This is a genomic window from Acidimicrobiales bacterium, from assembly GCA_035536915.1.
In the GTDB taxonomy this organism is placed as follows: Bacteria; Actinomycetota; Acidimicrobiia; order Acidimicrobiales; family JAHWLA01; genus JAHWLA01.
The window spans coordinates 58,166-73,219 of record DATLNE010000020.1 but is presented as its reverse complement, the minus strand read 5'-3'; the positions used below and the strand labels follow the sequence as shown (position 1 = coordinate 73,219).

Annotated in this window: 10 protein-coding genes; 9 read left to right on the top strand and 1 reads right to left on the bottom strand. The window is 69.1% G+C overall.

The genetic code is table 11. The annotated features are described in order from the left end of the window. Nucleotides 1-297: 297 nt before the first annotated feature. From VM938_05530 to VM938_05505, 6 genes are read left to right on the top strand one after another with little or no spacing between them, the layout of a single operon-like run. Nucleotides 298-3,291, top strand: a complete 2,994-nt coding sequence (locus VM938_05530) for a branched-chain amino acid ABC transporter permease/ATP-binding protein (GenBank protein HVF74490.1) — start codon at nucleotides 298-300, stop codon at nucleotides 3,289-3,291. Then, entirely contained in the window at nucleotides 3,288-4,205 is a 918-nt protein-coding gene (locus tag VM938_05525) for a hypothetical protein (GenBank protein ID HVF74489.1), read from the top strand. Before VM938_05530 ends, VM938_05525 begins: the two co-directional genes overlap by 4 nt. Then, nucleotides 4,202-5,740, top strand: a complete 1,539-nt coding sequence (locus VM938_05520) for an ABC transporter substrate-binding protein (GenBank protein HVF74488.1) — start codon at nucleotides 4,202-4,204, stop codon at nucleotides 5,738-5,740. Before VM938_05525 ends, VM938_05520 begins: the two co-directional genes overlap by 4 nt. Further along, nucleotides 5,737-6,213, top strand: coding sequence for a hypothetical protein (locus VM938_05515; protein HVF74487.1), 477 nt, complete (start codon nucleotides 5,737-5,739; stop codon nucleotides 6,211-6,213). The genes VM938_05520 and VM938_05515 overlap by 4 nt, the downstream gene beginning before the upstream one ends. Then, on the top strand, nucleotides 6,213-8,423 hold the full coding sequence (locus VM938_05510) for an MFS transporter (GenBank protein ID HVF74486.1): 2,211 nt from the start codon (nucleotides 6,213-6,215) through the stop codon (nucleotides 8,421-8,423). The genes VM938_05515 and VM938_05510 overlap by 1 nt, the downstream gene beginning before the upstream one ends. Nucleotides 8,424-8,463: 40 nt before the next feature. Then, nucleotides 8,464-9,330, top strand: coding sequence for a Gfo/Idh/MocA family oxidoreductase (locus VM938_05505; GenBank protein HVF74485.1), 867 nt, complete (start codon nucleotides 8,464-8,466; stop codon nucleotides 9,328-9,330). Nucleotides 9,331-9,360: 30 nt separating this feature from the next. Here VM938_05505 and VM938_05500 read toward each other — a convergent pair whose 3' ends face one another. Further along, nucleotides 9,361-10,365 carry a LacI family DNA-binding transcriptional regulator gene (locus VM938_05500; GenBank protein HVF74484.1) on the bottom strand — a complete coding sequence of 335 codons (1,005 nt, stop codon included), beginning with the start codon at nucleotides 10,363-10,365 and terminating at the stop codon, nucleotides 9,361-9,363. A gap of 132 nt (nucleotides 10,366-10,497) precedes the next feature. Here VM938_05500 and VM938_05495 point away from each other — a divergent pair, with 132 nt between their 5' ends. From VM938_05495 to VM938_05485, 3 genes are read left to right on the top strand one after another with little or no spacing between them, the layout of a single operon-like run. Beyond that, nucleotides 10,498-11,334: a hypothetical protein gene (locus tag VM938_05495; GenBank protein ID HVF74483.1), complete on the top strand. Its 837-nt coding sequence runs from the start codon at nucleotides 10,498-10,500 to the stop codon at nucleotides 11,332-11,334. Then, on the top strand, nucleotides 11,331-12,488 hold the full coding sequence (locus tag VM938_05490) for a Gfo/Idh/MocA family oxidoreductase (GenBank protein ID HVF74482.1): 1,158 nt from the start codon (nucleotides 11,331-11,333) through the stop codon (nucleotides 12,486-12,488). The genes VM938_05495 and VM938_05490 overlap by 4 nt, the downstream gene beginning before the upstream one ends. Nucleotides 12,489-12,522: 34 nt before the next feature. After that, a complete protein-coding gene (locus VM938_05485) occupies nucleotides 12,523-15,048 on the top strand; it encodes a hypothetical protein (GenBank protein ID HVF74481.1) in 2,526 nt (841 codons plus the stop codon). The last annotated feature ends 6 nt before the right edge of the window (nucleotides 15,049-15,054 follow it).

Here is a 15,054-nt window from a genome sequence, read left to right as displayed (position 1 = left end):
GCGACGCAGCGTCCACCCTTTGTCTTACGTTGTCAATAGTTCTGACCCAAACAGAAAACCTGGTGAAGAGTCCATTGACACGGGTGGTGGCCGGCCATACGCTAAGCACAGAAAGACAACGTTGTCAGAGCAACACACGGCTGGGGGAGCGGGCATTCGGCCCGACGGTCGGTCTCGGTGTGCGGGACGCCCGGGAGTTGCAGACGACGACCACCGACCTCCAGACACAGGACCGACGATGGCGAGATCTCCCCGGACGCAGCTGGTTGCACCCCCAGTCGTGGGCGCGCCACCGCAGTGAGCGCCGGCCTCTTGTACGCGATCCGGGCGCAGCGGGAACCGCTGGCCTTCGCGGGGGTCACCCTCCTCACGCTGTTCCTCGGCGGGGCCGTCCTGGTCGACGACTTCAGCGTGCCCCTCGCCGTTGTGGTGCTGGGCGTGATCGTCGGGCTCACGTACGGGCTGCTCGCCGTCGGGCTCGTCCTTGTCCACCGCACGAGCGGCGTCCTCAACTTCGCTCACGCCGAGGTCGGCACCCTCGCCGCCTCGTTTTTCGGAATCTGGGTGGTCGGCGGGAACCTCGGCGGGTTGGGCATTCCGTACTGGTTGATGTTCCCCGTGGCCATGGCCGTGGGGGCGGCGGCGAACATGAGCGTCGAGGTCATTGCCGTGCGCCGGCTCCGCAAGGTGCCTCGGGTGATGAGCTTGGTCATGACCCTCGGCGCGGCCGAGTTCTTCCTGCTGGTGTCGAGCGCGGTGAACACGAAGATCCGCAACGGAGCGCTCTACCCGCGCCCGCCGTGGTTTCCGGCCTTCACCGTGGGCACGCTCCGGGTGACGCCCGAGTACACGGCAATGCTCGTGCTCACGCCTCTTGTCGTCGTTGCGCTGGCGTTGTTCCTGAGCCGCACCCGCTTCGGGGTCGCCCTTCGCGCCTCTGCCGAGAACCGCGATGCGGCACTGCTGGACGCCATCCCCGCCAACCGGATGTCGTCGGTGGCGTGGGGCCTCGCCGGTGCGGCCTCCGCCTTGGTGGCAGTGCTCCAGTTCCCCGAAAAGGGCTTCATGATCGGAGGAGCCTCCCTCGGCCCGGCCCTGCTCGTTCGTGCGCTCCTCCCGGCGATCGTGGCCCGCCTGCGAAGCCTGCCGGTGGCGTTGGCCTTCGGCGTGGTCGTCGGCATCATCGACCAAGTCGGGCGGTTCAACACGGACGGAAGCGGTCCCACCGAGGTCATCCTCTTCGTCATCCTCCTGGTCGTGCTCGTCCTGCAGAGCCGCGACAGCGGCCGAGCTCGCCGCGCTGAGGACTGGGCGACGGCCCGGCCGTGGCCCGCGCTCCCGGCGGCGTGGCGTCGGATTCCTGCGGTCCGCGCGGTGACGCCCGCGTCGATGGGCCTGGCGACGGCGCTCTTTCTTGCTGTGGCCCTCAGCTCGAACCAGGCGGCCTTCGCCTTCACCCTCGTCGTGGCATTCACCATCGTGGGCCTGTCGATCTACGTGATCACCGGCATGGGCGGGGAGCTTTCGCTCGGGCAGTTCGCGGTGGCCGCCGTGGGGGCCGTGGTCTCGGTGCACTTTGTGAACGAGGTCTTCCGCAGCTTTCCTGTGGGCTTCCTGGTGGGCGGCCTTGCGGGCTCATTGGTGTGCGTGCTGATCGGTATCCCGGCCCTGCGCATCCGCGGGCTCATGCTCGGCGTGACCACCCTGAGCTTTGCCGTCGCCATCCAGGCATGGGTGATGCCTCAGCCTTGGGCGGTCGGGCTCGGGCTGGACCCGGCGCAGCTCGTCTTCATCGACGAACGGGTGCCGACGGCGCGCGGGTACTTCGTGTTCACGCTCCCGTTCCTGGCCGGGGCGCTGTGGCTCGTGCGGAACCTCAACCGCGGCGGCTACGCCCGGGCGCTCCGCGGCCTGCGCGACAACGAGGACGGGGCACGCGCCTTTGCCGTGCCGTCCACCCGTCGAAAGCTGGAGGCCTTCGCGTTCGCCGGGTTCCTGGCCGGGCTCGGTGGCGCGGTCTACGCCCATGCCCTGCCGCGCCTCAACCCGGACACCTTCGCCGCTTCGCGGAGCATCACCGCGGTCGCCATCGCCCTCATCGGGGGACTGGCGATCATGGTCGGCCCGCTGCTGGGGGCGCTGTACCTCACCGCATTGCCTGCGCTGGTGGACCTCGACGCCGTGGGCCTCGCGGTGTCGACGTTCGGCTGGATGATCCTGCTCCTGTACTTCCCGGGAGGATTGGCACAAGCGGTAAAGCCGCTGCGCGACCGCCTCCTCGGACGGCTGGCCGGACCGGTCCCGCTGGAAGCACCGGCACCGGAGACCGATGCCGTCACGCAGATCAGTTCCGCGGCCGCCGGCATCCCGGCACGCGCGCAGGTCGCCCCCCGCGCGGTTGCGACCGACATCGTCCCGCTGCTGGAGACCAAAGCCCTGTCGAAATCGTTCGGCGGCATCCATGCCGTCGACCAAGTGTCGATCACCGTCCGCGCCGGACAGACGGTCGGGATCATCGGCGCCAACGGGGCAGGGAAGACGACGCTTTTCGAGCTCATCGGGGGGTTCACGCCCGCCGACGCTGGGACTGTGCTGTTCGGCGGCGTCGACGTCACGAAGGCGGCCCCGGAGCAACGGGCCGCGCTCGGGCTCGTTCGCTCCTTCCAAGACGCTCGGCTGTTCCCCACCCTCACGGTGAGGGAGACCCTCCGCCTGGCCTGCGAGCGGATTGCCCCGACGGGGCTGCTGTCGACGCTGACCTCCTGGCCTTCTGCCGTCGAGGCGGAGGAACGCAAGGCGCTCCGTGCCGACGAGCTCATCGACACGATGGGCCTCGGCGCCTACGCGGACAAGGCCGTTGGCGAGCTGTCCACCGGCACCCGTCGAATCGCTGACCTGGCCTCCATCATCGCCCTCCGCCCCCGACTTGTGTTGCTCGACGAGCCGTCCTCCGGTGTCGCGCAGCGGGAGACGGAGGCGCTCGGGGGGCTGCTGAGCCGCCTCAAGTCGATGCTCGACACCACGTTCGTGGTGATCGAGCACGACATGCCGTTGTTGCTCGGCATCAGCGACGAGATCGTCGCCATGGAGACCGGTCGTGTGATCGCCGCCGGTGAGCCGCAGGCTGTCATCCAGGATCCCGCCGTCGTCGCCAGCTACCTCGGCACCGACCGCCGCGCCGTGGAGCGATCGGGCGCCGTCCTCGAGGAGAGGCCCTCGGCGTCCAACGGTGGGCCTACGCCACGGCCGAAGCGCACGCGAGTGGCTGCTGTCCCGAGGAGTGAGACGTGATCGAACGACAACGCCGACGGCTGGGGTTCACCGCCGCTTTCCTCGCCAGCGTCGGCGCCCTCGCGCTGCCGTGGAGCGCATCTGGCGCCAGCCCCGTCACCGTTGCGTGGTGGCATCGGGCTGTCGTCGACACCGGCCTCCCCGTGCCGTTGGTGACAGTCCCGCCCGAATCGCGGAGGCCGACGCTGGCCGTCCCCGAGGGGGGCTTGTACGTGGAGAACGATGCAACGGGCGCTCGCGCCATGTCGGCTTTGCGGTTCGAAGCCGCTTCCGGCGCCGCCACCCTGACGCTCCCTGTCGCCGACTCGGTCGCTCCGCCCCAGTCCCGCGTCGTGGCCTGTCCGTTGCGCAGCGGGTGGGATTCCGGTGCCAACGCATCGTGGACCACGCGCCCGGCTGTCGCCTGCGAAAAGCCCGTCGACGGCACGGTAAGCACGGACCAAGTCGTCTTTGCCATACCCGACATCGGAGCGTTCGCCACGCTCGAAGGCGACGCAGTGGAGATCGCCGTGTTGCCGGTGGAAGGCGACACCGCCGTGTTCGCTATCGCCTTCGAGCGTCCTGACGAGCAGGCATTGGTCGCGGGCACGCCGACGACGACGTCGACGTCGACTACCACGACCCTGCTGTTCCCCGGTCCGACGGTGGTCGGCGGCGACGGCGACCTGTCGGCGACCCTCGGGCCGACTGGTGCCGCTGACGGCGCTGCGCCGTCGGGGCCGAGCGGGACCCCCCTGGCGCCGACGTCGTATCGATCGGCGGGGCCGCGGCGCATCGTCGGCATCGGGACGGACGGCGTGGGCCGGGCGGTCGTTGCGGCTGGTATCGGCACCGCGGCACTCGGTGCCTGGTTGCTGTCCGGAGGCGTGCCCCGCCTCCGGCGACGGATCTACGAAGAGGAGGCAACGCCATGAGGACAAAGCAGCGTGCTCTTTCATTGGTCGTGGCGCTGCTGAGCCTGGCCACGCTCATCGGCGTCACGTCGGCGATCCGCAACGACGAGTTGTCGGGCGTTGCCGCGGGAGGCATCGGCGACGGCGGGGAGCTCGGTTTCGGAGGCGACGGCGCGGTGGGGCCCGACGGGATCGGCGAACCCGGCGCCCCCGGGGTGGACGGAAGCGGTCCTGGGGCGGTGGGCCCAGGCGCGAGGACCGGGGGCACCAGCACGAACGGCCCCGGCGGGACACAGCGTGGCGGCCCCCAGGGACCCGGTGGCGCCACATCGGAGACCGGCCCGATCCGCGTGGCTTACACGTACGTGAACCTCGCGGGCCTCGGCGCCTCCGTCGGCGGCGTGGACCCGACCACAGACTCGACAAAGATGGACCGGGAGTTCAAGGCGCTCTTCGACGACCTCAACGCCAAGGGCGGCATCGGGGGACGCCGCATCGAGTACCGAGGGTTCGAGTTCAGCTTCGCCGAGTTCATGAGCGAGGACAGCCAGGTCCGCCGCTGCAGCCAGATCGCTCAGGACTTCAAGGCCCACTACGTGCTCGACACCTACGTGTACGGGCCGGGCGGGCAGGAGTGCTTCGCCCGCAACCGGGTGCCGATCATCACCTTGTCTTCGACGTTGGCGGAGGAGACGCTCCTCAAGGCGCGGCCGTACGTGACGACCACGTTCCCGACGATCGACAGCCAGTTCAGGGCGCTGGCGCCCAAGCTCAAGGAGGTCGGGTACCTCGCAGGGGCGAAGGTCGGGGTCTTCCTCGACCAGACGCCTCGGGTGGACGGGCCCTACCGCAACATCCTCGAACCCTCGCTGCGGGCTGCGGGCACGCCGGTTGCCGCGGTGGCACGCGCCGGAATAAACGACCAGGACGGCATTAGGAACGCGGAATCGACGTTCGCCTCGGCCGGCGTCACCCATGTGATCTTCATCGGCAACTACCTCCAGTTCGCCTCGTTCACACAGCAGGCGCAGACGCAGGAGTCGACCTATCGCTACGCGGTGAACGACTACTACACCCTGGCAGCGACGGCCACGACAGGTCAGACGATGCACGACACCCAGCTCAAGGGCATGGTGGCGGTGTCGGTGTGCAACGACCCCGACGGTTGCATCGTCGAGGACAACACGAGGAACCCGGCCAACCGGTCGCCGTACACGGACCGCAACCGCCTGGCACCCGGCCTTCGGCGGTGCCTCGACACGATGACCCGGCTCCGGGGAGCGGACTACTACAACCCCAACAACCAGAGCACCGGCACGAAGACCGCCTGCGAGCACTTCTTCCTGTGGACCGACGCAATCGCGGCGGGGGGCGGCGCCGACCTGGCCAGGTTCGCGGCGGGCGTACGTTCCCTCCGAGCCTGGCAGGCCCCACGCGTGTTCGGCACCGACTTCGCCGACGGGCGCCACACGGGCGCCAGCCACTACGCCGTCGGCAAGTTCGACACACTCTGCCGGTGCATGGTGCGGGCCACGCCGTGGACCAGGCCGGCATGAGCCGGGTTCGGTGGAGCGCAGCGCTGCTGGCGTGCGCGTGGTTGACGGCCTGTTCGACGTCGAACCTCGACTTCGTCGCCGACAACCGGGTCAAGTTCTTAGAGCCGGCGCACGAAGCGGCGGTGACGCTGCCTGTCGAGATCTCGTGGGAGGCCGAGGACTTCGACGGGATGTTCGGCGTCTTCGTCGACCGCGCGCCGATTCGCCCGGGTCAGGACCTGCGATCGCTCGTTCCCCACGACGACGAGCTTTGTCGACGCCGGCCCGACTGCCCCGATGCAGCGTGGCTGGCCACCAAGCGCGTGTACGTCACCGAGAGCACGAGCGTCCGCATCGAGGAACTGGCCGACCGTCGCGCCGGCAATCGACAGGCCGACCGTCACGAGGTCGTCATCGTGCTACTTGATCACGAGGGACGTCGGGTGGGCGAGGCGGCGTTTGTGCGTGAGTTCACCGTGGAGCGTGAAGACTGATGGGAACCCGGCAGACAACTCGGGAGACCGACGACGCCGTCGAGGCGGTGGAGTCGGCACGGGCCGAGCTGCAGGTCAAAGGACGGGCGGCCGTCGGCGTCACCGGCGACAGCGAGGCACCGCCGCTGCGACGAGCGCTCGCCGAGTCGGGCGTGGGCTGGTACCCGATGGTCTCGCTCGGCCTCTTGCTCACGGTCGACCAGTTCCAGAGTAATTCGGTGGTCGTGCTGGGCCCGGAGATCACCGCGTCGCTCGGCATGCCCCGCAGCGCTCTCGCCGGCATCGTGCTCGTCAAGACGCTCGTGCTGACCCTGGCCACGCTGCCCGTCGCCTCGCTTGTGCAGCGCCACCCGCGAAGGGCTGCCATCTGCATCGTGACCGCTTTTGCCTGGAGCGTGATGACGCTCGGCACCGGCTTCGTCGTCACCCTCTGGGGACTGTTCCTCGTCATGGTCCTCGACGGAGCCAGTTCGGCGTCCGTCCAGGCGGTGCACGAGCCGTTGCTCCTCGACAGCTATCCGCCACCCATCCGTGTGCGGGTAATGGCCTTCTACCGCGGGGCTCAGGCGGCAGGCCAGGTCGCGGCCCCCCTCCTCATCGGGCTGTGCACGGCGATCCTGGGCTGGACGTGGCGCGGGGTGTTCGTCGCCCAAGGCGTTGTCTGCATCCTCGTGGCCTTGTTCGCGACGCGGCTGCGCGACCCGGGCTTCGGCCGGTTCGACACGGAGCGGGTGCGCGACGTGGTGCGGGGCAAAGGGGCGGCGCGCGCCGAGGTCGACGACTCCCAGGTGAAGCTCGGCTTCTTCGAGATCGCCCAGCGTGTGCTGCTCATCCCGACGGTGCGCAAGATCCTGGTGGCCAACGCCGTGCTCGGCATGCTCATCGTGCCGTTCGTCACCTACCTGGCGTTCTTCCTCCAGGAGGAGTGGGGGATGGGCCCCGGCAGCCGGTCGGTCTTCTCCGCGGCCACGTCGCTCTGTGGCGTGGTGGCGCTGGCCGCCTTCGGCAAGCGCGACGAGATGCTGTTCCGTCAGGATCCCGGGCGACTGGTGCGACTGGCGGGAACCCTCCTGGGCATCGGCATCACCACCCTTGCGGTAGCGATCTTCACGCCCGTCTTCGCCGTGATGGTCGTGCTGTTCGCAGTTGCGCTGGCCATGACCTCGGTCATCCTGCCGATCCTGCACATGGCGATGTTCTCCGTCGTGCCCGCCCACATGCGACCGCACCTCGCCGCACTGGCGGGCATTGCGCTGGCGGGTGTCGGCGGCACGATGGGCATCTTGTTGCTCAGCGGCGTCGACCGCCGGTACGGCTCGGCGGGCGCGATCCTCTCGCTGGCCGTGCCCGGCATCGCGGCGGGCCTGGTGCTGCACCGGGCGGCGCGCACCGTCAACGACGACCTCGACCGGATGGTCGGCGAGATCATCGAAGAGGAGGAGATCCGCGCCCTGGTGCAGTCGGGGACCACGTTGCCGATGCTCGCCTGCCGGCACATCGACTTTGCCTATGACCAAGTACAGGTGCTGTTCGACGTCTCGTTCACGGTCGACGAGGGCGAGATGGTGGCGCTGCTCGGCACCAACGGCGCGGGGAAGTCGACCTTGCTCCGTGTCATCTCCGGGCTGGGCCTCCCGAGTCGCGGCTCGGTGCGTTACCTCGGCGCCGACATCACCTTCCTCGACCCGCAGCGCCGCGTCTCGCTCGGCCTGAAGCAGATCGCGGGGGGACGGGCGACGTTCCCCGGCCTCACCGTGGTGGAGAACCTCCGGGCCGCGGGCTACTCGCTCGGTCGCGACCGCAAAGCAATCGACGCGGGAATCGACGTGGTGTTCGAGGCGTTCCCCCGCCTGGCCGAACGGCGCAACCAACCGGCGGCGCAGATGTCGGGCGGCGAGAACCAGATGATCGCGTTGGGGAAAGCGTTCATGGTGCGGCCCCGTCTGCTCCTGATCGACGAGTTGTCGCTGGGCCTGGCCCCCAAGGTCGTGGGCGAGCTGCTGGAGATGGTTCGGCAGATCAACGCCCAGGGCACGGCGATCGTGCTCGTGGAGCAGAGCGTGAACATCGCGCTGTCGCTCGTCGACCACGCCTACTTCATGGAGAAGGGCTCGGTTCGCTTCGACGGCGACGCCAAGGAGCTGTTGGGTCGCGACGACCTGCTCCGTTCGGTGTTCCTCCAAGGCGCCTCCGCAGGCCTGCCGAGCTGAACAGCAATTGACGGTGGAAAGGCAGTCGACACACGAGCCGGTGTCCGTCGGGCTCGTCGGCGCGGGACCGTGGGCGACGATGGTGCACGCACCCACCCTGGCCGCGGGACCGCACACCCGGCTGGCTGCGGTGTGGGCGCGTCGGCCCGAGGCGGGCGAGGCGCTGGCCACGCAGCACGGTGCGGTGGCGGCTCGTTCGCTGGACGAGCTGTTCGGCCTCTGCGAAGCGGTGGTCATCGCCGTGGCCCCCGAGGCGCAACCCGACATCGCCGTGCAGGCCGCCCGCCGGGGCAAGCACCTCTTGGTCGAAAAGCCTCTTGCCACGTCCGTCGACGACGCCCGACGGGTGGTGGACGCCGTGGGTGAAGCCGGCGTCCAGTCGCTGGTCGCGCTGACGTGGCGGTACGCAGCGGGGGTGCGCGCCTTTCTCGAACAAGCCCGCCTCTTCGACGCCGCGGGCGGACGAGCGTGGTTGCTGTCGGGTGCGCTGCTCGACGGCCCGTTCGCGGCATCGCCGTGGCGCCAGGCCAAGGGGGCGCTGCTCGACGTGGGCCCTCATGCCCTCGACCTGATCGACGTCGCCCTCGGCCCGGTTGTCGACGTGGCCGCTCGGGCATCGGCCGGTGGCTGGGTCGGCCTGACGCTCGGCCATGAGGGCGGTGCCGTCTCGCAGGTGTCGTTGTCTTCGAGCACCGGGATCGACGGCGCTGCTGCGGGGGTGGCCCTCTACGGTCGTGAAGGCGAGTTGGAGGTCGACCTCGTCAAGGCCGCCGGTCCCGACACCTTCCCCCGGATGGCTGCCGAGCTGCACGATGCGGTACGCACCGGCAAGCCCCACCCGTGTGGCGTGCTGCGGGGCCTCCACCTGCAGGAACTGATCGCCAAGGCCGAGGCACAGCTCTCGTAGGCGGGGGCGCTTACGGCGTGCGGTGGTGGGTCAGCGACTGCCGGCTCCTACTGCGGCGGTAAGCCCGCGGCCACGCGGGACGAGCTCGGTCGGCAGCGCGATGCGGCGAGGAGGACCCCCGCGGTTGCCGTCGATGCGGTCGAACAGCAACTCGGCGGCGCGACCTGCCATGTCGCTCGGCTGGTGGGTGATCACGGTGAAGGGGACGGGAAGCATGTCGGCGAGTTCGAAGTCGTCGAACCCGACGAGCCCCGCCTCCACGCCACGCGACCAGAGAGCATGCACAACGCCCACCGTCATGCGGTTGTTCGACGTGAAGAACGCCGTAGGCGGGTCGGGCAGGTCGAGCAATTCGTAGGTGGCAGCTTCGGCGGCCTCGGGGTCGTGCGGTCCGAGGCGCATCAGGCCCTCGTCTACGGGGAGCCCCGCGGCCTCGAGGGCGCGACGGTAGCCGGCGAGGCGCTCGCGGGCGGTGTAGATGGCGGGCCGGTCGCCCACCATGGCGATGCGCCGGTGCCCCTCGGCGATGAGGTGGGCGACGCCCTGTTCGGCGCCCTTGCGGTTCTCGATCACGACGGTGTCGGCTTTGATGCCGACCGGCGGGCGGTCGAGGAAGACGATGGGCGTGCCCATGGCGATCTCGGCCTCGAGGTAACGATGGCTGCCCGGGGCAGGGACGACGAGCAGCCCGTCGACCCGGCGTTGGAACAGCGACGCCACCAGTTCCTGCTCTCGTTCGGGTGACTCGTCGCTGCTTCCGATCACGACCATGAAGTGCCGGGGCCCCGCCACCGTCTCCACCGCTCGGGCGATGGCGGAGTAGAAGGGGTTGGCGATGTCGCCGATCACCAGGCCGATGCTGGCCGAGGTCTGGCCTGAGCGCAGGCCACGGGCGATGTCGTTGCGCCGGAAGCCCAACGCGGCGATCGCCTCGTTGACGCGCGCCATGGTGCCGGCGCTCACACCCTGCTCGCCGTTGATCACGCGCGACACGGTCTTGAGGCTCACTCCCGCGGCCCGTGCGACATCAGGCATCGTCGGTCGCCGGTTCAAAGATCCTCCTGCGTGCATGTGGCCCCCCACGCGCAAGACGGTAGTGCCCACGTCGCGAAAGTCATAGGACGCAGGGGGATGACAACGTTGTCTACCTGTCGCTACGATCATGGCATGAAGCAATTCCGGCTCAACAGGCTCGTCAACCCCGTGTCCGGTCGGTGCCTCGATGTCGCCGTCGACCACGGTTTCTTCGGGGAGCCGTCGTTCCTGACCGGCATCGAGGACATGGGGGCGGCGGTGCGCACGCTGGTCGACGCCGCGCCCGACGCCATCCAACTCACGCCGGGGCAGGCGCCTCTCTTGCAGGGCCTGCCAGGGAAGGACAAGCCCGCGCTCGTGCTGCGCACGGATGTCGCCAACGTCTACGGGAGCCCGCTCGACGACCACCTCTTCTCGCTCGTGTACCCCGACGCGGTGGAGATCGCCGTCCGACTCGACGCCGTCTGCGTCGTCGTGAACCTGTTCCAGCTGCCCGGCCGCCCCGACGTGCGCCAAGCGTGCATCGAGAACATCATGCACCTGCGTGCCGAGTGCGATCGCTACGCCATGCCACTGATGATCGAGCCCCTCGTCATGCAGGACAACAGCAAGGCGGGCGGCTACATGGTCGACGGAGACACCACCAAGGTGGTGGCGCTGGTGCGCCAGGCGCGCGAGCTCGGTGCGGACCTCGTGAAAGCCGACCCGACCGACGATGTCGAGGACTACCACCGGGTGGTCGAGGCGGCGGGCGTGCCCGTGCTCGTCCGTGGTGGCGGGAAGGTGGACGACGCCACCCTGCTGCGACGCACGGAAGCAGTGCTGGCCCAAGGCGCGGCGGGCATCGTCTACGGGCGCAACATCATCCAGCACCCCCGCCCGGCTTCGATCACCCGTGCCCTCATGGCCGTCCTCCACGAGAACGTCTCAGCCGACAAGGCGCTCGAGTTGTTGGAGGACGTGCGGTGACGCAGGTGGTCAACATCGGCATCGTCGGGGGTGGGTTGATGGGAAAGGAGCTGGCGGCCGCCATCGGCCGTTGGGACGCCCTGGAGGACCACCCGGTGAGGCCGCGGCTGACGCACGTCTGCGACACCAACCCCGCCGCACTCGACTGGTTCGACAAGGTCGACAGCGTCGTGGTGAAGACGACCGACTACCGCGACCTGTTGAAGGACGACGGGGTCGACGTTCTCTACATCGCCGTCCCTCATCACCTGCACGAGGAGATCTACGTCGAGGCAATCACCGCAGGCAAGGACGTGCTGGGTGAAAAGCCGTTCGGCATCGACCTGGATGCCGCTGCCCGAATCGTCGCCGTTGCCGAGGCGAACCCCGACGTCTTCGTGCGCTGCTCCAGTGAGATGCCGTTCTTCCCTGCCGCCCAGAAGGCGTTCGACCTCGTCCGCTCGGGCGCCCTCGGCCGCATCGTCGACGCGGGCTGCGGCTTCCTCCATTCGAGTGACTACGACCTCGACAAGCCGATCAACTGGAAGCGCCAGGCGCAGCACTGCGGGGAGATCGGCGTCATGGGCGATCTGGGCATGCACACGCTTCACCTGCCGCTGCGGCTGGGGTGGTTGCCCGAACACGTCTACGGCGTGCTCCAGCACCTCGTCGACGAGCGGCCCCGCTCCAAGGGCGCCGTCGAACGGGTGCCGTGTGACACCTTCGAGAACGCCACCCTCGTGTGCACCGTCGACGACGAGGCTCACGGCCGGTTCCCGTTGACGCTCGAACAGAAGCGCATCGCACCGGGGGAGAAGAACTCGTTCTACTTCAGGGTGCGAGGACTGGACGGGTGCGTGGAGTTCTCCACGCGGTATCCCAAGACGCTTTGGCGGCTGAAGGTCGACGAGGGTGAGCAGGTGTGGCAACAAGTCGAGATGGGCAGCCAGTCCGCCTTCCCGACGGTGACCGGTGGCATCTTCGAGTTCGGGTTCTCCGATGCGATCCTCCAGATGTGGGCTGCCTTCCTCGCCGAACGGGCCGGGCAGCTGGGCGACCGCTTCGGGTGCGTGACGCCGGCAGAAGCGCTCGACAGCCACCGGGTCTTCGCGGCGGCACTGCGCTCCCACGAGACGCACGCCGCGTGTCCTCCGCTCGACAGCCCCGCCCGCTGACAACGTTGTCTTATGGTGGTACGGTGACGGTTCTATGAACGTCATCAGCCTCGATGGTCGCTGGAAGCTGACGTGGAGCGACGGCCCGCGCACCATGGGCCACGCGGTGGGTGACGAGGTCGACGAACACGGTTTTCTGGAGGCGTCCGTCCCCGGCGAGATCCATCGTGATCTCGAACGCGCGGGCCTCTTGGAGCCGCCCGAGCTGGGGTTGAACGCGCTGGCGGGCCGGTGGGTGGAAGAGTGCCGCTTCTTCTACCGGCGAACCTTCGAGCTCGACCCCGGCTCGGTCGCGTCCGAACGGGCCTGGCTCGTGTTCGACCGCCTCGACCTGCACGCCACGGTGTACGTGAACGGCGAGCCGGTCGGGACACATGCGAACGCGTTTCGGCGTTGCCGGATCGACGTAGCTGGCCGTTTACGTCCCGGCCGCAACGTGGTAGCTGTCGACATCCACAGTGGCCTGCTCGCCGTCGGCGACCTGCCGTCCGAGCCGTACGTCATCGTTCCGAGCACGGACGCGAGGCTCTCGAAGCGCCACTGGCTGCGAAAGCCGCAGTACCAGTTCGGGTGGGACTGGTCGACCCGGTTGGTGAACGTCGGGATCAGCGGGTCCGTCCGCCTCGAACTCGCCGCCGGCGACGACGAGGTACGCGTCGACGACGTGGCCGTGGTGGCGCACCTCGGAGAAGACCTGCGATCGGGTGTCGTGCGGGTCAGTGCGCACGTCGAGGGCCTTGTCGCCGACCCGGTGAGCGCCACGCTCTCGGTGCGCGTCGCCGAGCTCGGGGTGTCGGAGACGGTACCGGTCACGGTGGGGGCGGGCCTGTCGCGCCACACGGCCGAGGTGCAGGTCGAAGCCCCGGAACTGTGGTGGCCGCGCGGCCACGGCGCGCAGCGCTTGTACGACGTCGACATCGAGGTCGTCGTCCACGGCCAGGTCGTGGCGACCGAGCGGCGCCGCGTCGGGTTCCGTCGCGCCGTCGTGGCCCAGGACCCCCACCCCGAGGGCGGGCGGTACTTCCGCATCGAGGTGAACGGAAGGCCGGTGTTCGCCAAGGGCGGCAACTGGGTGCCACCGGACCTCGTGCCGTCGCTCGTCGACAACGCCCGCTACGACGCCTTGATCGACCGCGCCGTGGAGGCCAACTTCAACTTCCTGCGCGTGTGGGGCGGCGGCGACTACGAGCGCGACCACTTCTACGACCGCTGCGACCGCGAGGGCATCCTCGTGTGGCAGGAGATGACGTTCGCCTGCTCGTGGTATCCCGGCGACGACGAGGGGTTCGTCGCGGAGTGCGTAGCCGAGGCGACGGAGCAGGTCCGTCGGTTGGCGTCGCACCCGAGCTTGGTGGTGTGGTGCGGCAACAACGAGGTCGAGTGGACGACGTGGATGCTCACCGAGGCCCGGCTGGACGAGGCGCCCGACCATCGGCTCTACCACGAGGTGCTCGCCGGCATCGTCGCCGACGAGGACGGCACCCGCTTCTACGTGCCGTCGTCTCCGTTCTCACCCGACGGCGAGCCCCCCTTTTCCGACACGAGTGGCGACCAGCACCCATGGTCGGTGGGCTTCGCCAACCCCGACTTCCGCGACTACCGCTCGATGGTGTGCCGTTTCCCCGACGAAGGCGGCGTCCTGGGCCCGCCGTCGCTGCCCACGCTGGAATCGGCGCTGCCCGAAGCCCAGCGGTACGTGGGTTCTCCTGCATGGGTTGCCCACGACAACTCCATCGCCCTGTTGACAGAGATGCCCGGCTTCGACGCCGACGTGCCTCGCCGTTCACCGCGGCATCCGCTGGCCGACGACTTCCTCTTCTTCTGGACGGGCCTCGATCCGCGCGAACTGTCGCTATCGGAGTTCGTCTACCGCGCCGGACTTCTGCAAGGCGAAGCGCTGCGCGAGTACTGCGAGCGTTTCCGGTCCCGGATGTTCGAGTCGGCGGCCTCGGTGCTCTGGGGGTTCAACGACGCGTGGCCTACCACGCGGGGCTGGGCGATCGTCGACTACTACCTCCGTCGGACGCCGGCCTTCCATGCCGTCCGCCGGGCGCTCCAACCCGTGCATGTTGTCGTCGCGGCCACCGACGGCGATGTCGTCGTGCACGGAGTCAACGACACCACCGACCCCGTCGAAGGCACGCTGCGCTACGGCGTGTTCGGGCTCAAAGGCGGGTACCCGGTCGACCTGGGCGACGAGGTGACGTTGGAGCCCAACAGCGCGACCGTCCTGGGCCGCTTCCCCCGTTCCGAATGGACCGACCCCACCGGGAGCCTCGCCTTCGCCGTGCTCGAGCGCGACGGCGAGCTCGTGGCTCGCAACCGGTTGGTGCTCCCGGTCTTCCACGAGCTCGCCTGGGCATCGTCCGACCTGACCGTGACGTGTGCCGACGGCCAAGCGGTCTTCGAGAGCGAGACGTTCGTGTGGGGTGTCTGCCTCGACCTCGACGGCGAAGTGCCGCTCGCCGACAACTTCTTCGACGTGTACCCGGGCATCCCCCACGCCATCGCCTGGGACGCCGCGACTCCGCCGAAGGTGCTCCACATCGGAAACCTCTGAACGAAG